Raw genomic sequence first — 18,311 nt, 5'->3', positions numbered from 1 at the left:
GCCCGGTTACATTTCGAACCCGGAAGCTAAGCCTTACAGCGCCGATGGTACTGCAGGGGGGACCCTGTGGGAGAGTAGGACACCGCCGAACAATCTTTGGAAGGACCCCTGGTCCCAGCGTTCAGCTGGGGCCAGGGGTCCTTTTGTTTTTAGAATGCTTGCAGTACCGAAGACAGGAGTCACCATGTCCACCAACTCTCCCGACGACCGACCGGAGCGCGACCAGCGGCGACGGGACAGTGGTGACCGTGGTGACCGTGGCGGCTTCCGCCGCGACAACGACCGCGGTACCAGTGGTCGTGGCGGCAATGACCGTGGTGCCAGTCGGGGTGGCGGCTACGTCCGCCGTGACGACCGCCCCAGCGACAACCGCGCCGGTGGCTACGCCCGGCGGGATGACCGCGACCGTGGACCCCGTGGGGACGACCGCGGCGACCGTGATGGGTTCCGTCGGGACGATAACCGTGCCGGCGACAGTCGTGGTGGTGACAACCGCGGCGGTGGTTATGGCCGGCGTGACGATCGCGACCGTGGTCCCCGTGGGGACGACCGCGGAGCTCGCCCCGCGTTCCGTCGCGACGACCGTCCGACCGGGCCCCGTCGTGACGACCGGGGAGACCGGCCTGCCTTCCGCCGTGACGACCGCGGCGAGCGCGTAGAGCGCCGGGACAGCGACCGTGGCGGCTTCCGCCGTGACGACAACCGGAGCGGTGGGTACGTCCGGCGGGATGACAACCGCGGGGATCGCGGTGGGTTCCGTCGGGACGACAACCGTGCCGGCGACAGTCATGGTGGTGACAACCGTGGCGGTGGTTATGGCCGGCGTGACGATCGCGACCGTGGTCCCCGTGGGGACGACCGGGGAGACCGGCCTGCCTTCCGCCGTGACGACCGTCCGACCGGGCCCCGTCGTGACGACCGGGGAGACCGGCCTGCCTTCCGCCGTGACGACCGTCCGACCGGGCCCCGTCGTGACGACCGGGGAGACCGTGGGGATCGCGGCGGATTCCGCCGCGACGACAACCGCGGCAGCTTCGAGCGCCGTGACGACCGCCGGGATGACCGGCGTGACGACCGCCGTGACGACCGTCGCGGCGATGACCGTGGGGACCGTGGTGGCTTCCGTCGGGACAACGACCGTCCCAGCGACAACCGCGGCGGTGGCTACGCCCGGCGAGACGACAGCCGTGGCGGTGGCTATGCCGGACGTGATGACAACCGGGGCGAGCGCGGTGGCTTCCGTCGTGACGATCGGCGGGACGACCAGGGCGCCGGCCGCGGTGGCCCCCGTAGGGATGACCGCGGTTCGCGGCCCGGCGGGTTCCGTGGTCGGGACGACCGGCGGGGTGGCGATGACCGGCGTGGCGGTGGCGGGCGTTTCCGCGATGAGCGGGACCGCGACCGTGAGCCGATCAAGCGGCTGCCGATCCCCGAGGACGTCACGGGCGACGAGATCGACAAGGACGTACGGCAGGAGCTCCAGAGCCTGCCCAAGGGGCTGGCGGAGGATGTCGCCAAGAACCTGGTGATGGTCGCCCGGCTCATCGACGAGGACCCCGAGGGCGCCTATGGCTACTCCAAGGTGGCCCTGCGGCTCGCGTCGCGTGTCGCGGCCGTACGAGAGGCGGCCGGGTTCGCGGCGTACGCCAACCAGAAGTACAGCGAGGCGCTCGCCGAGTTCCGGGCCGCGCGGCGGATGACCGGGAACGTGGAGCTGTGGCCGGTCATGGCCGACTGCGAGCGTGGGCTCGGGCGGCCGGAGAAGGCGCTGGACATGGCCGGGGCGCCCGAGGTGCACAAGCTCGACAAGGCCGGGCAGGTGGAGATGCGGCTCGTCGCCGCCGGGGCCCGGCGTGACATGGGGCAGCTGGACGCGGCCATCGTGACGTTGCAGAGCCCCGAGCTGGCCTCCAACTCGGTGCAGCCGTGGACCGCGCGACTGCGGTACGCGTACGCCGACGCGCTGCTCGCGGCCGGTCGGGAGAACGAGGCGCGGGAGTGGTTCGCCAAGGCCGTGGAGTCCGACAAGGACGGCAGCACCGACGCGTCCGACCGGCTCGCCGAGCTGGACGGGGTCGAGTTCGTCGACGCCTTCGCTGAGGACGAGGCCGACGAGGCCGACGAGGCCGACGAGGTCGAGCCTGACGGCGAGGCTGCCGAGAAGGTCGTAGAAGACGTGGACGAGGTAGAAGAAGACGTCGAGGACGGCGACCTCAAGGACTGACATGTGTTGTCGGTGAGCAAAGGGGCGGGATCCCGGGATCCCGCCCCTTTGTGCGTTATACGTCTTGTGCGTCATACGTCCAGTGCGCGCAGGACCAGGCCCGAGGCCGGTTTCGGGCCGAACGACGTCGACTTGCGGGGCATCGTGACGCCTTGGCGGGCGAGCTCGCGGACGACGTCCTCGCGGACCGGGTGCATCAGGACCGCTGTGCCGCCGTCGCGTTCCGCCTTCTCGACCGTGGCGGCCGTGTCGTGGATGTAGGCGATGCGGGCGGGGTCGTCCTCGGGGATGTGCCAGACGTGGGCGAGGAGCGTGGCGTGCAGGACCGTGGCGTCCAGGGTGCGCCAGGCGGTGGGGCGGTCCGTGGGGATCGTGCGGGACAGCAGGGCCGGGTCCGGGCGGTCCACGAGGTGGAAGGCGCCGTCGCCGGCGAGGAGGAAGGCGTTGCCCGCGCAGGCCGCGTCGGCGAGGGCGTCCAGGGCCTCGGCCAGGGGCATGTCGAGGTGTCGTACGCGGAAGAGGCCGTCGAGGAGCGCCAGGGACCGGGACACCGGGATGTCGTGCAGGAGGCGGTGGATGGCCCGGACGCGCAGGGGGTAGCGGGCCGTGTCGACCAGGAGGACCAGGCCGTGGTCCCAGGGGCTGGGCGAGGGGTGCTCCGCGCGGAGACGGCGGTAGGTCGCCCAGCGGTGGTGGCCGTCCGCGATGAGGGCCTGGTGCCGGGTCAGGTCGGACTGGATGCGGGCCACTTCGGCGGGGTCGGTGATCGACCACAGGCGGTGGCTGTAGCCGTCCTCGGTGGTGGTGGCGAGGAGCGGGGGCTGCTCGGCCGTGCGCTCGATCGCGGTCGTCGTGACGGACTCCGTGCCGTTGCCGCGGTAGGTCAGCAGCAGGGGTTCCAGGTTCGCGGAGGTGGCGCGCATGAGGGCCGCGCGGTCGGCGACGACGTGCGGCATGACGTCCTCGTGGGGCAGGACCACGCCCTCCGACGGCTCCGACAGGCGCAGGGTGCCGATGATTCCGCGCTGGAGCAGGCCGGCGCCGTCCTGCTGTTCGTAGACGTACAGGCCGGGCTCCGGATCGGCGGTCAGGATGCCCTCGGAGAGCCAGCCGCGCAGGGTGCGGGCGGCCTGCTCGTTGCGTTCGGCCGGGGTCGTCGCCTGCGGGAGGATCAGCCGGACGATGTTGTACGGGTCGTTGGACTGGAGCTGGTGCAGGCCGTCGGGGCGGACCACGACGTCGTACGGCGGGGATGTCACGGCGGCCAGGCTGCCGACCCGGTCGGGGTCGTAGCGCAGGCCTCGGAACGGGGTGAGTTCCAGGCCTCGGCGCGCTGCTGCTTCCGGGTGACCTGCTGTGTTCATCCCGGCATCGTACGGGTGTCAGTGGCATGGGGGATGATCGGGGGAAAGCCGTCGAACGAGGAGCGATGCGGAATGAGCCAGCGCGTGAGGACGAGGCCCGAGGGCAGTGGGCAGGCCCTGAGCGAGGCGTACGACACCGCGCTGCTCGACCTCGACGGGGTGGTGTACGCGGGCGGGAACGCGATCGCGCACGCGGTCGAGTCGCTGGCCACCGCGCGTGAGGGCGGGATGCACCTCGCCTACGTCACCAACAACGCGCTGCGCACGCCCGACGCCGTGGCCGAGCACCTCACCGAGCTGGGCATACCGACGGGGCCCGATGACGTCATCACCTCCGCCCAGGCGGTCGCGCGGCTGATCAGCGAGCAGGTGCCGGCCGGTTCCCGTGTCCTTGTCATCGGTGGCGAGGGGCTGCGGGTGGCCCTGCGCGAGCGGGGGCTCGAGCCGGTGGAGTCGGCGGAGGACGAGCCGGCGGCGGTCGTGCAGGGCTTCGGTGGGCCGGACCTGCCCTGGGGGCGGTTCGCGGAGGCCAGTTACGCCGTCGCGCGCGGGGTGCCCTGGTTCGCGTCCAACACCGACCTGACGATTCCGAGCGGGCGGGGGATCGCGCCGGGCAACGGCGCCGCGGTGGAGGTCGTGCGGATCGCGACCGGCGCCGAGCCGCAGGTCGCGGGCAAGCCGTTGCCTCCCATGCACCGGGAGACGATCCTGCGGACCGGTGCGAAGCGGCCGTTGGTGGTCGGGGACCGGCTGGACACGGACATCGAGGGCGCGTTCAACGGCGAGGTGGACTCGCTCCTCGTGCTCACCGGTGTCACCGACGGCGCCCAGCTGCTCGCCGCGCCGCCGCAGCACCGGCCGACCTACGTGGACGCCGATCTGCGGGGGATGCTCACCGGGCAGCCCGAGGTCACCGAGGCGGGAGAGAGCTTCCGGTGCGGAGGGTGGACGGCGACGGCCGGGGAGGCGCGGCTGGAACTGGACGGTGACGGCGAGGCCCTGGACGGGCTGCGGGCACTGTGCGCGGCGGCCTGGACGGCAGCGGGGGAGAAGGCGTGCGAGCTGGACGGGGGCAAGGCGCTGGCCAAGCTGGGATTGTGAGCCATCGGGGCGGGCAGGCCTCCTGTGAGTCCACGCACGGTCGGTCCCAGGGATCGTGGCCGTTTGGCAGGGTAGGCTAACCTAACTGCGTGTTGGTCGACAGTCCTCCCGAACAGCGCGCGGAGACCGCCCCCGCGCCCCCAACCCGCCGGGCGATACGAGTCCTTGGGCTCCTCGTCTCCGTCGTGATCCTGGTGCTCGTCGCGGTGGCGAGCATCGCGGTCGGGGCGAAAGGGCTGTCCGTGGCACAGGTCTGGCACGGACTGTTCCAGGACACGGGGACCTACAGCGACGTCGTGGTGGCCGACCGGCTGTCGCGGACCGTCCTCGGACTGCTCGCGGGCGCCGCGCTCGGTCTGTCCGGGGCGGTGCTCCAGGCGCTCACCCGCAATCCGCTGGCCGACCCCGGGCTGCTCGGCATCAACGCGGGCGCGTCCGCCGCGGTCGTCACCGCCATCACCTTCTTCGGCGTCACCTCGCTCAGCGGCTATGTGTGGTTCGCCTTTCTCGGCGCGGCCGCGGTGGGTGCCCTGGTCTGGTTCCTCGGCGGCAGCCGGGGTGCCACTCCGGTGCGGCTCGCGCTGGCCGGTACGGCGATCAGCGCGGCGCTGTACGGCTATCTCCAGGCCGTGATGATCACCGACGACCAGGCGCTCAACAAGATGCGCTTCTGGACGGTCGGTTCACTGTCCTCGGCGAACAACTCGACCATCTGGCAGGTGCTGCCGTTCCTCGCGACCGGCTCACTCCTCGCCCTCGCGCTCGCCCGGCCGCTCAACGCGATGGAGATGGGCGACGACACCGCGAAGGCCCTCGGCGCCAACCTCAACCGCACCCGGGCGCTGGCCATGCTCTCCGCGACCGTGCTGTGCGGGGCCGCGACCGCCGCCTGCGGACCGATCGTGTTCGTCGGCCTGATGGTGCCGCACATCGTGCGCTCCTTCACCGGCCCCGACCTGCGCTGGATCCTGCCGTACGCGACCGTCCTGTCGCCCGTGCTGCTGCTGGGCTCCGACGTGATCGGCCGGATCGTGGCCCGGCCCGCGGAGCTCCAGGTCGGCATCGTCACCGCGCTCATCGGCGGGCCGGTCTTCATCTATCTCGTACGACGGCGGAGGACGGCGCAGCTGTGAGGACCAACCGTGCCATCAGGACCCCCGGCGGGCTCTCCCTGCGGCTGGACGTCCGGGCCGCTGTCGTCGTCGCCCTGATCCTGCTTGCCGCACTCACCGCGAGCGTGGTGCTGATCGGGACCGGCGACTTCCCGATCCCCGCCGGGGACGTGCTCAAGACGCTGCTCGGGAACGGCAACGCCGGGCAGGAGTTCATCATCAACGAACTGCGGCTGCCGAGAGTCTTCGTAGGACTGCTGGTGGGCGCCTCGCTCGGGCTCGGGGGCGCGCTGTTCCAGGCCATCTCCCGCAATCCGCTGGGCAGTCCGGACGTGCTCGGGCTCAGCCAGGGGGCGACGGCCGGGGCACTGACGATGATCGTGCTGTTCTCCGGAAGCGCGACCCAGGTCACCCTGGGCGCGCTCGTGGGCGGACTGGTGACCGGGTTCGCCATCTATCTGCTCGCCTGGAAGCAGGGCGTGCACGGATACCGGCTGGTCCTGGTCGGTATCGGTGTCTCCGCGATCGTCACGGCGGTCAACGGCTATCTGCTGACGAGGTCCACCCTCACGGAGGCGGCCCAGGCCGTCGTCTGGATGACCGGCTCCCTCAGCGGCCGGGACTGGACGCAGGTCTGGCCGCTGCTGTGGCTGTGCGCCGTCCTCGTCCCGCTCGTCCTCGCCAACGCGCGGGGCCTGAGGATGATGGAGATGGGCGACGACGTGTCGAACGCCCTCGGGGTGCGTGTCGAACGCGTACGGCTGCTGCTGTTGGTCGCCGCCGTCCTGCTCACCGCCGCCGCCACCGCGGCCGCCGGACCGGTCAGCTTCGTCGCGCTCACCGCACCGCAGCTGGCCCGCCGCCTCACCCGCTCGCCCGGCCCCAATCTGCTGCCGTCCCTGTGCATGGGCGCCACCCTCCTGGTCACCGCCGACTGGATCTCGCAGAAGGTCTTCGGCGCGGACCAGTTGCCCGTCGGCGTGGTCACCGGAGTCCTCGGCGGCGTCTATCTGCTGTGGCTCCTGGTCACCGAGCGCAAAGCGGGCCGGATATGAGCGCCGAGACCGTCCTCCCCAGCGGACTGAACAACCCAAGCGGACTGAACAACCCAAGGAGCACCGTGAACCGCCTGTCCGCCGACACTGTCACCCTTGCCTACGACCAGCGCGTCATCGCCGAGCAGCTGTCGGTGGAGATACCCGACCAGTCCTTCACGGTGATCGTCGGCCCCAACGCGTGCGGCAAGTCCACGCTCCTGCGGGCCCTCTCGCGGATGCTCAAGCCCAGCCAGGGCAAGGTGCTGCTCGACGGGCAGGTCATCCAGTCGCTGCCGGCGAAGAAGGTCGCCCGCACCCTGGGTCTGCTCCCTCAGTCGTCGATCGCGCCGGACGGGATCACCGTCGCCGACCTGGTCGGCCGCGGCCGCTACCCCCACCAGGGCATCCTGCGCCAGTGGTCCACCGAGGACGAGCGGGTCGTCCAGGAGTCCATGCGGCAGACCGGGGTCGCGGAACTCGCCGAGCGGTACGTCGACGAGCTGTCCGGCGGCCAGCGACAGCGCGTGTGGATCGCGATGGCGCTCGCCCAGCAGACCCCGCTGCTGCTCCTCGACGAGCCGACGACCTACCTCGACATCCAGCACCAGATCGACGTCCTCGACCTCTGTGCCGAACTGCACGAGGAGCAGGGCCGCACCCTGGTGGCCGTCCTGCACGACCTCAACCACGCGGCCCGGTACGCCACGCATCTCATCGCGCTGAAGAGCGGGAAGATCATCGCCGAGGGTGCCCCGAACGACATCGTCACAGCCGAGCTGGTCGAGGAGGTCTTCGGGCTGCGCTGCCAGGTGATCGACGACCCGGAGACGGGGACACCGCTGGTGGTACCGGCGGCGCGCAAGGCACGCGTGCGCGTGGAGGCCGCCACGGAAGCTTCCTGATCAGGGATCTACAGCAGCTTCCTGAGCTGGAACAGGTCCCTGAGGCCCGCCTCCAGCTTCACCCGGCCCGAGCCCCAGGCCTTGGCGAAGTTCAGCTCGCCGTTCACCAGGGCCACCAGGTCGTCCCCGGACATGGCCAGTCTGATCTGGGCCTTCTCCTTCGGAGGGCCCTCAAGGGTGTCGTGCACCACGATCCGGCCACCCGTCATCCGGCCGACGAAGGTGACGTCGAGATCGGTGATGCGGCAGCTCACCGAGCGGTCCATGGACGCGGCCGTGGCGGCGTCCCCCTCGGCGTTGCGCATGTTGTCGGAGAGCTTTTCGAGTGCGGCGCGGCACTCCTCGATCGTGGCCATCGCGCTCGACGGTACCCCAGCGGTTCGAGGTAGCGTCTGGGCATGAGCGACGCAGTTCCAGAGCCTTCACAAGAGGGCCCGGTCGAACCCGCCGGGTACGACCCGGCTGCCCCCGCCCCTCTGAACGTTCCTCGCATCCCCACCGGCAACGCCGAGGTGGACGGCCGGCTGGAGCGGCTCGGTGACGCCGACCACCTCGCCACCGACGGCCACATCGAGGTGTACGAGGATGTACACCGGGGGTTGCGCGACGAGCTCACCGCGCTCGACGCCCGTCCGGGACCTCCGGCGCCCTCACCGTCGTATGACCAGAGGGCGCCCTCACCCTCGTATGGCACTAGGAGCTGAACCGAACGTGGCAGGAGTCGCACGCAACCGTCTGGACGCGGAGCTGGTCCGCCGGAAGCTGGCGCGCTCGCGCGAGCATGCCGGGCAGCTGATCGCGGCCGGGCGGGTCACCGTCGGCAAGACCGTCGCGACCAAGTCCGCCACCCAGGTGGAGACCGCGGCTGCGATCGTCGTGCAGAGCGACGACAGCGATCCCGGCTACGTGTCCCGGGGTGGGCACAAGCTCGCGGGCGCCCTTCAGGTGTTCGGGCCGCGGGGACTCGTCGTCGAGGGGCGGCGGGCGCTGGACGCCGGGGCATCCACCGGCGGTTTCACCGATGTGCTGCTGCGGGCCGGGGCGGCGCACGTGGTCGCCGTCGACGTCGGCTACGGACAACTCGCCTGGTCTCTGCAGAGCGATGAACGCGTCACCGTCAAGGACCGTACGAACGTACGCGAGTTGACGCTCGAAGCGATCGATGGGGAACCAGTGGATCTTGTCGTGGGGGATCTGTCCTTCATCCCGCTCGGACTGGTACTGCCCGCCCTGGTGCGGTGCGTGAAGCCGGACGCCGATCTGGTGATGATGGTGAAGCCGCAGTTCGAGGTGGGGAAGGAACGGCTGGGCAGCGGGGGAGTCGTACGGAGCACGCAGCTGCGGGCGGAGGCCGTGCGGGGAGTGGCCGAGAAGGCGGGGGAACTCGGGCTCGGGGTGAACGGGGTCACGGCCAGTCCGTTGCCCGGCCCCTCGGGCAATGTCGAATACTTTCTGTGGCTGCGTGCCGGGGCGCCGGCCCTGGACCCGGCCGATGTCGACCGTGCAGTGGCGGAGGGGCCCCGTTGAGCCAGAACCGAGCTCGTACTGTTTTCCTGCTCGCCCACACCGGGCGGCCCGCGGCCATCCGCAGCGCCGAGCTGGTCGTCAAGGGGCTGATGCGCTCCGGGATCGGCGTGCGCGTCCTGGAGTACGAGGCGGCCGACCTGCCGCTGCCGCCCGAGGTGCAGCTCGTCAAGGAGGCGACTCCGCAGTGCCTCGAAGGGTGCGAGCTGCTCATCGTGCTCGGCGGTGACGGGACGCTGCTGCGCGGCGCCGAGTTCGCCCGTGCCTCCGGGGTGCCGATGCTGGGCGTCAACCTCGGCAGTGTCGGCTTCCTCGCCGAGGCCGAGCGGGACGATCTCGACAAGGTTGTCGACCGGGTGGTGACCAAGGCGTACGAGGTCGAGGAGCGGATGACCGTCGATGTCGTCGTTCACCGGAACGGGGACATCGTCCACACCGACTGGGCGCTCAACGAGGCCGCCGTGCAGAAGGCCGGTGCCGAGAAGCTGCTCGAGGTCGTGCTGGAGATCGACGGGCGGCCGGTGACGGGCTTCGGGTGCGACGGGATCGTGCTGTCCACGCCCACCGGGTCCACGGCGTACGCGTTCTCCGCGGGCGGGCCCGTGGTGTGGCCCGAGGTGGAGGCGCTGCTGATGGTGCCGATCTCCGCCCACGCGCTGTTCGCGAAGCCGCTGGTGACCTCGCCGAACTCCGTGCTCGCCGTGGAGCTGCTGCCGCATATTCCGCCGGGTGTGCTGTGGTGCGACGGGCGGCGGACCTTCGAGTTGCCGCCGGGGGCGCGGGTCGAGGTGCGGCGGGGGGCGGTGCCGGTGCGGCTCGCCCGACTGCATCACGCCTCGTTCACGGACCGGCTGGTGGCGAAGTTCGCGCTGCCGGTCTCCGGGTGGCGGGGGGCGCCGCACTAGCGCTCCGTGGGGCGCTTCCCTCCCCTGGGTGACAGGGTGCCTCGCACAGAGCCACCCGGACCTCGTAAGGTCTTCACCGTGCTGGAAGAGATGCGGATACGGTCGCTCGGAGTCATCGATGACGCCGTCGTCGAGCTGTCACCCGGGTTCACCGCTGTCACCGGTGAGACGGGTGCGGGCAAGACCATGGTGGTCACCAGCCTGGGGCTGCTGCTCGGTGGGCGGGCCGACGCGGCGCTCGTGCGGATCGGTGCCGAGAAGGCGGTCGTGGAGGGGCGGATCACCGTGTCCCCGGGCGACTCCGTCGTCGTACGCGCCGAGGAGGCCGGGGCGGAGCTCGACGACGGGGCGCTGTTGATCAGCCGTACCGTTTCCGCCGAAGGGCGGTCCCGGGCGCATCTGGGCGGGCGGTCGGTGCCCGTCGGGGTACTTGCCGAGCTCGCGGACGAGCTGGTCGCGGTGCACGGGCAGACCGATCAGCAGGGGCTGCTCAAGCTGAACCGGCAGCGGCAGGCGCTCGACCGGTACGCGGGGGACGCCGTCGCCGTGCCGCTGACCAAGTACACCGAGGCCTACCGGCGGCTGCGGGCCGTCTCCGGCGAGCTGGACGAGATCGTCACGCGCGCGCGTGAGCGGGCCCAGGAAGCCGACATGCTGCGCTACGGGCTCGACGAGATCGCGGGTGTGGAACCGCGGGCCGGTGAGGACGTCGAGCTGGCGGAGGAGGCCGAGCGGCTGGGCCATGCCGAGGCGCTGTCGTCCGCGGCCACGGCCGCTCATGCCGCCCTCGCCGGGAACCCCGAGGATCCCGAGGGCATCGACGCCGCGACGCTCGTGGCGGGGGCTCAGCGGGCTCTGGAAGCCGTACGGTCGCACGATCCGGCCCTGTCCGCGCTCGCCGACCGGATCGGGGAGATCGGGATCCTGCTGGGCGATGTGGCCGGGGAGCTCGCGGGATACGCCGACGATCTGGACGCCGATCCGCTGCGGCTTTCGGCCGTCGAGGAGCGGCGGGCCGCGCTCACCGCGCTGACCCGGAAGTACGGCGACGACGTGGCCGCCGTGCTCATGTGGGCCGAGCGCAGCGCCGCGCGACTCACCGAACTGGACGGCGACGACGAGCGGATCGACGAGCTGACCGCCGAACGGGACGCGCTCAGGGCCGAACTGGGCGGGCTGGCGCAGGCGCTGACGGATGCGCGCACCGAGGCCGCGGAGAGGTTTGCGGCGGCGGTGACGGCAGAGTTGGCGTCGCTGGCGATGCCCCACGCGCGTGTGTCCTTCGCCATCCGGCAGACCGAGGACCCGGAGGGCGTGGAGGTCGGCGGGCGCGCGGTCGCGTACGGGCCGGCCGGTGTCGACGAGGTCGAACTGCTGCTCGCCCCGCACCCGGGTGCCCCGCCGCGGCCCATCGCCAAGGGTGCCTCCGGTGGTGAGCTCTCGCGCGTGATGCTGGCCGTCGAGGTCGTGTTCGCCGGGACGGACCCGGTGCCGACGTACCTCTTCGACGAGGTCGACGCCGGTGTCGGAGGCAAGGCGGCGGTCGAGATCGGGCGGCGCCTCGCGCGGCTCGCGAAGACCGCGCAGGTCGTGGTGGTCACCCACCTGCCCCAGGTCGCGGCCTTCGCCGACCGGCAGTTGCTGGTCGAGAAGACGAACGACGGGTCCGTCACCCGCTCCGGTGTGAAGGTGCTGGAGGGCGAGGAGCGGATCCGGGAGCTGTCCCGGATGCTCGCGGGGCAGGAGGACTCGGAGACGGCCCGGGCACACGCGGAGGAGCTGCTGGCCACGGCCCGGGCGGACGCGTGAGGGTACGTCCCTGGGACTCACCTCCGGCCTGACGTCGCCGGCATGGCTGCACGGTCGGGCTGTGCGCCGAACCCACGTCCGCCCTGGCGGTGGCCCTGAGGACGGGGCGGATGGAACCAGGTTCCGTCACTCGTGTGAGTGACACCGACTCGCCGCACACGCCCGTCCCCCGTTCTCCGCATGCACGGAACACCCGTACGTCCTGGCATCCTTGGCAGAGAACCCATCACGCGTAGGAAGCGCGCGGTACACCCCTCCGCTCGACACCTTCTGTACGTTTCCTCGTGACCGTCCGACCCGAACCAGGAGCCCGGCCACGTGACCCCCGTGAGCAGCCACTCACCGCACGGCCAGTCGCCGCTGCGCACCGTGCAGGTGCTGGGCGGAGGCAATGCCGGCAGCAGCGCGCATGTGCGCTCCCTGACCTCGGGGCTCGTCGCGCGGGGCGTGCGGGTCACGGTGTGCGCCCCGGCCGAGGCGGACCGCGCCTACGACTTCACCGGGGCCGGTGCCGACCACGTGCACGTGCCGCGCAGCAGCGATCCGACATCCGTGGCCGTGCTGCGGGCGGCCTGCGCGGACGCCGATCTGGTGCACGCGCACGGACTGCACGCCTCGTTCCGCGCGGTGCTGGCGCTCAGCGGGAGGCGGACCCCGCTCGTCGTCACCTGGCACGACAGAGCGTACGCCGAGGGAGCGCGGGCCCATTTCGTGCGCCTCCTGGAACGCCGGGTCGTGAAGGCCGCTTCCGTGGTGCTCGGGTCCACGTCGGTACTCGTGGACCGGGCCCGCAGGACCGGCGCCCGGGACGCGCGGCTCGCCGCCGTCGCGCTGCCCGGGTCGCGGGGAGCCGTCGAGCAGGAGGACCCCGACCGGCTGCGGCCCAAGGTGCGGGCCGAACTCGGGGCCATCGGGCGTCCGTTGCTGCTGGCGGTCGGTGCCCTGGAGCGGCACAAGGGCTACGAGACCCTGCTGGACGCCACCCGCGCGTGGCGCCTTCTCGACCCCGTGCCGCTGGTCGTCGTCGCGGGCGAGGGTTTGCTGCGGCCGGTCCTGCAGAGCCGTATCGAGGAGGAAGGGCTGCCGGTCCGGCTGATCGGACGGCGAGACGACCTCTCCGAGCTGCTCTCGGCCGCCGATCTCGCACTCCTGCCCAGCCGTTGGGAGGCGCGTTCGGTGCTCGCCCAGGAAGCCTTCCACGCGCGTGTGCCGCTCGTCGCGACCGAGGTCGGCGGCATCCCCGAACTCGTCGGCGACGCGGCCGAACTCGTCCCGTACGGCGACCCGGAGGCCCTCGCCGAGGCCGTTCTGCGGCTGCTCGGCGACCCCGAGCGCCGGGAGCTGCTGAGGGAGCGGGGGGCCCGGCAGGCAGCCACTTGGCCCACGGAGGACGAGACCGTCGCGCAAGTGCTGAGCGTCTACGACGAGTTGACCCAGCCCAGGCCGCTCATCTAGGGCACGTGTCTGCGCGCCCGCAGCGCCAGGCTCAACGCCAGCACCGTCTGCGGGTCGTCGAGGTCCGTGCCCAGCAACTCGCCGATCCGGGCGAGGCGGTTGTAGAGCGTCTGCCGGTTGAGATGGAGTTCGCGGGCCGTCTCCGCCTTGCGGCCCGCGTGGGCCAGATAGGTCTCCAGGGTCGGCAGCAGCGGCGGCTTGGAGCGGTGGTCGTGGGCGCGCAGCGGGCCGATGGCGCGGTCCACGAAGGCTGCGAGGTCCGGGTGCTCGCGCAGCCGCCACAGCAGCAGGTCGATGTCGAGGCGGCGGGCGTCGTACCAGGGGCGGTCCGACAGGCCCTGCGCCGCCGTCGCCGTCTCCGCCGCGTGGCGCAGGCCCGCCGAGGCCGCCCCCCAGCTGCCGGCGACCCCGACGACCACGACCGGCGGCTGGGCGCCCGGCCGTTGCATCCCGGCCCGCTCCACGCCCGCCCGCAGGGCCGCCGCGACCCGGTCCGCGACCGCCGGCCGCTCCGACTCCGAACGCAGACCGAGCAGGACCAGCACCCGGCCCTCGACCGGCCGTACACCCAGCAGGACCGGCACGCCGACCGCGGCCAGCTCCTCGGAGACCGCCCGGGCCAGCACCGCCCAGCCACCGCCGGGAGCGAGAGCGTCACCGAGCCGCATCACCACGGGCAGCAGCGGGCCGGTGCCCGGTTTGAAGCCCAGCACGCGCGCCTGCGCCGGCGCGTCCTCCGGGGTGATACGGCCCTCCGCGAGGTCGGTCAGGAAGTCGCCGCGGCCGCGTGCCGCGAGCTCCTCCTCCTGACGGGCCTGCATCAGGACGACGGCCAGGATGCCCGCCGCGCGCTCGGCCGCCATGCGGTGCACCGGGGCCAGCGGGGCCCGTACCGGAAGCAGGACCAGCCGCGCCCGTACCGAACCCGTGCCGGGCCCGCCCCCGGGCACGTCCACGAGGGCCGAGCCGGACGGCGGAGCGTCCTTGTGCTGGCCACGCAGCCCCTCCCACACCTGGAGCGGGTCCGCGCCCTCGGGGCCCTCCCCGGCGGCGTACAGGAGCTGCCCGTCCGTCGTCTCCAGGAAGACCGGGTTGCCGCTGAAGTCGGCCAGGATGCCGAGGACCTGCGGGATGCCGCCGCCGCCCAGCAGGGCCTCGGTACAGCGGCGGTGCACCTCCTCGGCCCGCTGGAGCAGCGCGTAGTGGCCGTTGACGATCTCGGTGTGGATCTCCTCGGTGACCGCCACGAACGGCACCTCGCGGTGCAGCTGGACGAGCGGCAGGCCGGTCGCACGGGCCGTGTCGACGAGGGCCGCGGGCAGCCGGGCGAAGCGCGGGCCGAGCTCGACGACCAGGGCCGCGATCCCGCGCTCGGCCAGGGTGCGCACGAACGCGCGCTGTTCGGCCGGACGGGTGCCGAGACCGTAGCCGGTGGTCAGCAGCAGCTCCCCGCCCTTCAGCAGCGAGGCGATGTTCGGCACCTCACCCGCGTGCACCCAGCGCACGGTCCGCTGCAGCCGGTCCGCGCCCGCGAGGATCTCCGGGAGCCCGCTGCGCAGACCGGGCAGCTCCAGCGCGCGCTGCACGGTGATCCCGGCGCCCTGGGTGTCGAAACCGCTGTTCGTGCCGCTGTCCATGAGCCGGACGCTACCCGAGGCGTGCCCGGTGCCGCGGCGGGGTAGCGGCCGGTGCATGGACTTCAGCGTGGTGGCCGTGGCACGGGAGGACGACAGTGCGGTCGAGGAGCCGCTGCGGGTGGCGGTGGCCGCCGACCGGCTCGGGTACCGGGAGGTGTGGGCCGGGGAGGGCCCGACGTGGGACTCCTTCGTCCTCGCCACCGCGATCGGGCGGGCCACCGAGCGGGTCGCGCTGACCGCGGGGCCCGTGCCGGTGAACGTACGCGACGCGTACACCACGGCCCGCGGTGCCGCCTCGGTCGCGGCCCTCGTCGGCCGGCCGGTCGGGGTGGCGCTGGGCACGTCGAGCAAGCGGGTGGTCGAGGCTGTGCACGGCCGGCCCCGGGCGCGGCCCGCCGCCGTACTGGAGGAACAGGCGGCAGCCCTACGACGGCTCCTGCACGCCACTGCGGGCGAACCGGTCGTACCCGGCAGCCCCTTCCACCGTCGGCTGCCCCCGCCCGGAGGGCCCCTCACGGTGGCCGCGTTCGGGCCGCGAGCGATCGCCACGGCCGCCGCGCACGCCGACCGCATGCTGCTGGACGTGGTCTCCCCGGAGCAGGTGCGGGCGTTGCGCGCACAGCTGGACGCGGCGGCTCGGAAGGCGGGCCGTACGCCGCCCACGCTCGCCGCCTGGCTGCCGGCGGCCGTCGACCCCGACCCGCGGTCGCTCGCGCAGGTGCTGGGCAGCATCGCCGGATATCTGAGGGTGCCGGGCTACAGCGAGGTCTTCGCCGCGGCCGGGTTCGGTCGGGCGGTGCAGCTCGCCGCGAGCGGGGCGGACCGGGAGACCCTGGTGCGGGCCCTGCCCGAGGCGGCCGCGGGCACGGTCGGGCTGGTGGGCGACCTGGACGCCGTACGGGCGCGGATCGACGCCTACCGGGAGGCCGGGCTCGACGAGATCGCCCTCGTGCCGGCCACGGCCGGGGACCCGGGCGGCGAACGCACGCTGACGGCGCTCGGGCCGGCCTGAGTTCCTGACGCCGGAAGGGGGCACCCCATGGGGCGCCCCCTTCCGCGCAGGTGCTGTTCAGCCCCCGTACGCCCCCGAGGCCGTCAGACGCAGGGCCGTGTCGATCAGCGGGACGTGGCTGAAGGCCTGCGGGAAGTTGCCGACCTGGCGCTTGAGACGCGGGTCCCACTCCTCGGCGAGCAGTCCGAGGTCGTTGCGGAGCGAGAGGAGCTTCTCGAAGAGCTTCCTCGCCTCGTCCACGCGGCCGATCATCGCGAGGTCGTCCGCCATCCAGAACGAGCAGGCCAGGAACGCCCCTTCGTCGCCCGGGAGGCCGTCGAGGTTCTCCTCGCCGCCGGAGGTCGGGTAGCGCAGGATGAAGCCGTCCGAGGTCGAGAGCTCCCGCTGGATCGCCTCGATGGTGCCGATCACGCGCTTGTCGTCCGGGGGCAGGAAGCCCATCTGCGGGATCAGCAGCAGGGAGGCGTCCAGCTCCTTCGAGCCGTAGGACTGGGTGAAGGTGTTGCGCTCCTTGTCGTAGCCCTTCTCGCACACGTCCCGGTGGATGTCGTCGCGCAGCTCGCGCCACTTCTCCAGCGGGCCGTCCGCGTCACCGGACTCGATGAGCTTGATGGTGCGGTCGACGGCGACCCAGGCCATCACCTTGGAGTGCACGAAGTGCCGGCGCGGGCCGCGCACCTCCCAGATGCCCTCGTCCGGCTCGTCCCAGTGGTCCTCGAGGTAGCGGATCAGCTTGAGCTGGAGCAGAGAGGCGTAGTCGTTGCGGGACAGGCCCGTCATGTGGGCCAGGTGCAGGGCCTCGGTGACCTCGCCGTACACGTCGAGCTGGAGCTGGTGGGCCGCGCCGTTGCCGACCCGCACCGGCCCGGAGTTCTCGTATCCCGGCAGCCAGTCCAGCTCGGCCTCGCCCAGTTCCCGTTCGCCCGCGATGCCGTACATGATCTGGAGGTTCTCGGGGTCACCGGCGACGGCCCGCAGCAGCCACTCGCGCCAGGCACGGGCCTCCTCGCGGTAGCCGGTGCGCAGCAGCGAGGAGAGGGTGATGGCCGCGTCGCGCAGCCAGGTGTAGCGGTAGTCCCAGTTGCGGACACCGCCGATGTCCTCGGGCAGCGAGGTCGTCGGGGCCGCGACGATGCCGCCGGTGGGGGCGTACGTCAGGGCCTTGAGGGTGATCAGCGAGCGGATGACGGCCTCGCGGTAGGGGCCGTGGTACGTACAGTGCTCGACCCACTCGCGCCAGAAGTCCTCGGTGGCCTCCAGCGACTGCTCCGGTTCGGGCAGCGGCGGCGGCTGCTTGTGCGAGGGCTCCCAGGAGATGGTGAACGCGATCCGGTCACCCGGGGCGACCGTGAAGTCCGAGTACGTCGTCAGCGCCTTGCCGTACGTCTCGCAGTCCGTGTCGAACCACACCGAGTCCGGGCCCGCCACGGCGACCGTGCGCCCCTCGTGCTTGTGGACCCACGGGACGACACGGCCGTAGGAGAACCGCATCCGCAGGGCCGAGCGCATGGGCACGCGGCCCGAGATGCCCTCCACGATCCGGATGAGCTGCGGGGCGCCGTCACGCGGGGGCATGAAATCGGTCACTCTGACCGTGCCGCGTGATGTGTCCCACTCCGATTCCAGGATCAGGGAGTCGCCGCGGTAGGTGCGCCGGGCGGCGGTGGGGGGCTCGGCGTCGGCCGCGTGGGCGGGGCCCAGGCGCCAGAAGCCGTGTTCCTCTGTGCCCAGCAGGCCGGCGAAGATGGCATGCGAGTCGAAGCGGGGCAGGCACAGCCAGTCCACCGTGCCGTCCCGGCAGACCAGGGCTGCGGTCTGCATGTCTCCGATGAGTGCGTAGTCTTCGATGCGCCCGGCCACGTGCAACTCCAGTCGAACGGCCACGTCGCCCCCGGTAGGAAAGGGGGCTGTCGCTTGGTGCGGTCAAGGGGGTGGTGGTACTGCGTCGTTGAGCGGTGAAGCAAAACAGGCCTGCCGCTGTGAGGCAAAACGACAACTGCTGCTCAACGAACTGACGAGCTCTCGTTGTTCCGGCGCTCACGGGTGGGGTGGTCCCGAGTTTTCGGCCGGGCTCGGCAGTGAGTGTCCGAGCAGGATACGACGCACGTAGATGATCTGTGTGCCGCTCCGGGCAACGCGGCTGGGCCGAACGGGTGAGCAACGGGCGAGAAACAGGTGCGTTCGTGCGGGTCCGTGTCGGCGTGTGTGCGGAGCGTGGCCGGAAGCCAT

At 72.1% G+C, this 18,311-nt stretch carries 15 protein-coding genes, 1 rRNA gene and 1 pseudogene; 13 read left to right on the top strand and 4 right to left on the bottom strand.

All coding sequences use genetic code 11. From position 1 onward, the window contains the following. The 3 genes and pseudogenes from rrf to ACGFWE_RS38655 all read left to right on the top strand — a co-directional run. Positions 1–91, top strand: a 5S ribosomal RNA gene (rrf, locus tag ACGFWE_RS38665); the annotation flags it as partial. Positions 92–184: 93 nt separating this feature from the next. Next, positions 185–1,054, top strand: a pseudogene (locus tag ACGFWE_RS38660) (tetratricopeptide repeat protein); the annotation flags it as partial. Positions 1,055–1,420: 366 nt separating this feature from the next. Continuing rightward, on the top strand, positions 1,421–2,224 hold the full coding sequence (locus ACGFWE_RS38655) for a hypothetical protein (RefSeq protein ID WP_393604882.1): 804 nt from the start codon (positions 1,421–1,423) through the stop codon (positions 2,222–2,224). Between the two features lie 71 nt (positions 2,225–2,295). On the opposite strand, the gene ACGFWE_RS38650 is transcribed toward ACGFWE_RS38655, so the two are convergent. Beyond that, positions 2,296–3,588 carry a DUF1015 domain-containing protein gene (locus tag ACGFWE_RS38650; protein ID WP_393604872.1) on the bottom strand — a complete coding sequence of 431 codons (1,293 nt, stop codon included), beginning with the start codon at positions 3,586–3,588 and terminating at the stop codon, positions 2,296–2,298. Between the two features lie 72 nt (positions 3,589–3,660). Here ACGFWE_RS38650 and ACGFWE_RS38645 point away from each other — a divergent pair, with 72 nt between their 5' ends. From ACGFWE_RS38645 to ACGFWE_RS38630, 4 genes are all read left to right on the top strand, one after another. Then, positions 3,661–4,689 (top strand): HAD-IIA family hydrolase, encoded by a 1,029-nt coding sequence (locus ACGFWE_RS38645; protein WP_352390807.1) that lies wholly within the window; start codon positions 3,661–3,663, stop codon positions 4,687–4,689. A gap of 89 nt (positions 4,690–4,778) precedes the next feature. Beyond that, a complete protein-coding gene (locus ACGFWE_RS38640; protein ID WP_393604870.1) occupies positions 4,779–5,822 on the top strand; it encodes a FecCD family ABC transporter permease in 1,044 nt (347 codons plus the stop codon). Continuing rightward, the gene (locus ACGFWE_RS38635; protein ID WP_393604868.1) at positions 5,819–6,856 is read left to right on the top strand and encodes a FecCD family ABC transporter permease; all 1,038 of its coding nucleotides are present in this window, start codon (positions 5,819–5,821) and stop codon (positions 6,854–6,856) included. The genes ACGFWE_RS38640 and ACGFWE_RS38635 overlap by 4 nt, the downstream gene beginning before the upstream one ends. Further along, complete coding sequence (locus tag ACGFWE_RS38630; RefSeq protein ID WP_352390810.1) at positions 6,853–7,740, top strand: ABC transporter ATP-binding protein; 888 nt, start codon at positions 6,853–6,855, stop codon at positions 7,738–7,740. Before ACGFWE_RS38635 ends, ACGFWE_RS38630 begins: the two co-directional genes overlap by 4 nt. An 8-nt stretch (positions 7,741–7,748) precedes the next feature. Here the strand turns inward: ACGFWE_RS38630 and ACGFWE_RS38625 are convergent, their stop codons facing one another. Then, positions 7,749–8,096, bottom strand: a complete 348-nt coding sequence (locus ACGFWE_RS38625; protein WP_352390811.1) for an SCP2 sterol-binding domain-containing protein — start codon at positions 8,094–8,096, stop codon at positions 7,749–7,751. Positions 8,097–8,138: 42 nt separating this feature from the next. Here ACGFWE_RS38625 and ACGFWE_RS38620 point away from each other — a divergent pair, with 42 nt between their 5' ends. The 5 genes from ACGFWE_RS38620 (at position 8,139) to ACGFWE_RS38600 (ending at position 13,433) form a co-directional block, all read left to right on the top strand. After that, positions 8,139–8,444 carry a hypothetical protein gene (locus ACGFWE_RS38620; RefSeq protein WP_352390812.1) on the top strand — a complete coding sequence of 102 codons (306 nt, stop codon included), beginning with the start codon at positions 8,139–8,141 and terminating at the stop codon, positions 8,442–8,444. 7 nt (positions 8,445–8,451) lie between these two features. Beyond that, the gene (locus ACGFWE_RS38615) at positions 8,452–9,267 is read left to right on the top strand and encodes a TlyA family RNA methyltransferase (protein WP_352390813.1); all 816 of its coding nucleotides are present in this window, start codon (positions 8,452–8,454) and stop codon (positions 9,265–9,267) included. Then, entirely contained in the window at positions 9,264–10,169 is a 906-nt protein-coding gene (locus tag ACGFWE_RS38610; protein WP_352390814.1) for an NAD kinase, read from the top strand. Before ACGFWE_RS38615 ends, ACGFWE_RS38610 begins: the two co-directional genes overlap by 4 nt. A 90-nt stretch (positions 10,170–10,259) precedes the next feature. Then, positions 10,260–11,978 (top strand): DNA repair protein RecN, encoded by a 1,719-nt coding sequence (recN, locus tag ACGFWE_RS38605; RefSeq protein ID WP_393604880.1) that lies wholly within the window; start codon positions 10,260–10,262, stop codon positions 11,976–11,978. Between the two features lie 318 nt (positions 11,979–12,296). Then, positions 12,297–13,433 (top strand): glycosyltransferase family 4 protein, encoded by a 1,137-nt coding sequence (locus ACGFWE_RS38600; RefSeq protein WP_393604865.1) that lies wholly within the window; start codon positions 12,297–12,299, stop codon positions 13,431–13,433. On the opposite strand, the gene ACGFWE_RS38595 is transcribed toward ACGFWE_RS38600, so the two are convergent. After that, positions 13,430–15,070: a PucR family transcriptional regulator gene (locus ACGFWE_RS38595; protein ID WP_393604863.1), complete on the bottom strand. Its 1,641-nt coding sequence runs from the start codon at positions 15,068–15,070 to the stop codon at positions 13,430–13,432. The genes ACGFWE_RS38600 and ACGFWE_RS38595 overlap by 4 nt on opposite strands. A 55-nt stretch (positions 15,071–15,125) precedes the next feature. On the opposite strand from ACGFWE_RS38595, the gene ACGFWE_RS38590 reads away from it, so the two are divergent. Beyond that, positions 15,126–16,082, top strand: a complete 957-nt coding sequence (locus ACGFWE_RS38590; protein WP_393604861.1) for an LLM class F420-dependent oxidoreductase — start codon at positions 15,126–15,128, stop codon at positions 16,080–16,082. A gap of 57 nt (positions 16,083–16,139) precedes the next feature. Here the strand turns inward: ACGFWE_RS38590 and ACGFWE_RS38585 are convergent, their stop codons facing one another. Beyond that, on the bottom strand, positions 16,140–17,942 hold the full coding sequence (locus ACGFWE_RS38585) for a glycoside hydrolase family 15 protein (RefSeq protein WP_352390967.1): 1,803 nt from the start codon (positions 17,940–17,942) through the stop codon (positions 16,140–16,142). Positions 17,943–18,311: the final 369 nt, after the last annotated feature.

It is taken from the genome of Streptomyces sp. NPDC048523 (assembly GCF_043199815.1).
GTDB lineage: Bacteria > Actinomycetota > Actinomycetes > Streptomycetales > Streptomycetaceae > Streptomyces.
This window is presented reverse-complemented; position numbering and strand designations above follow the sequence as displayed.

Coding starts and splice junctions, on each gene's coding strand:
- ACGFWE_RS38595 (WP_393604863.1), bottom strand. CDS start 15,070: ATGGACAGCGGCACGAACAGCGGTTTCGACACCCAGGGCGCCGGGATC.
- ACGFWE_RS38650 (WP_393604872.1), bottom strand. CDS start 3,588: ATGAACACAGCAGGTCACCCGGAAGCAGCAGCGCGCCGAGGCCTGGAA.
- ACGFWE_RS38625 (WP_352390811.1), bottom strand. CDS start 8,096: ATGGCCACGATCGAGGAGTGCCGCGCCGCACTCGAAAAGCTCTCCGAC.
- ACGFWE_RS38645 (WP_352390807.1), top strand. CDS start 3,661: ATGAGCCAGCGCGTGAGGACGAGGCCCGAGGGCAGTGGGCAGGCCCTG.
- recN (WP_393604880.1), top strand. CDS start 10,260: ATGCGGATACGGTCGCTCGGAGTCATCGATGACGCCGTCGTCGAGCTG.
- ACGFWE_RS38590 (WP_393604861.1), top strand. CDS start 15,126: ATGGACTTCAGCGTGGTGGCCGTGGCACGGGAGGACGACAGTGCGGTC.
- ACGFWE_RS38630 (WP_352390810.1), top strand. CDS start 6,853: ATGAGCGCCGAGACCGTCCTCCCCAGCGGACTGAACAACCCAAGCGGA.
- ACGFWE_RS38620 (WP_352390812.1), top strand. CDS start 8,139: ATGAGCGACGCAGTTCCAGAGCCTTCACAAGAGGGCCCGGTCGAACCC.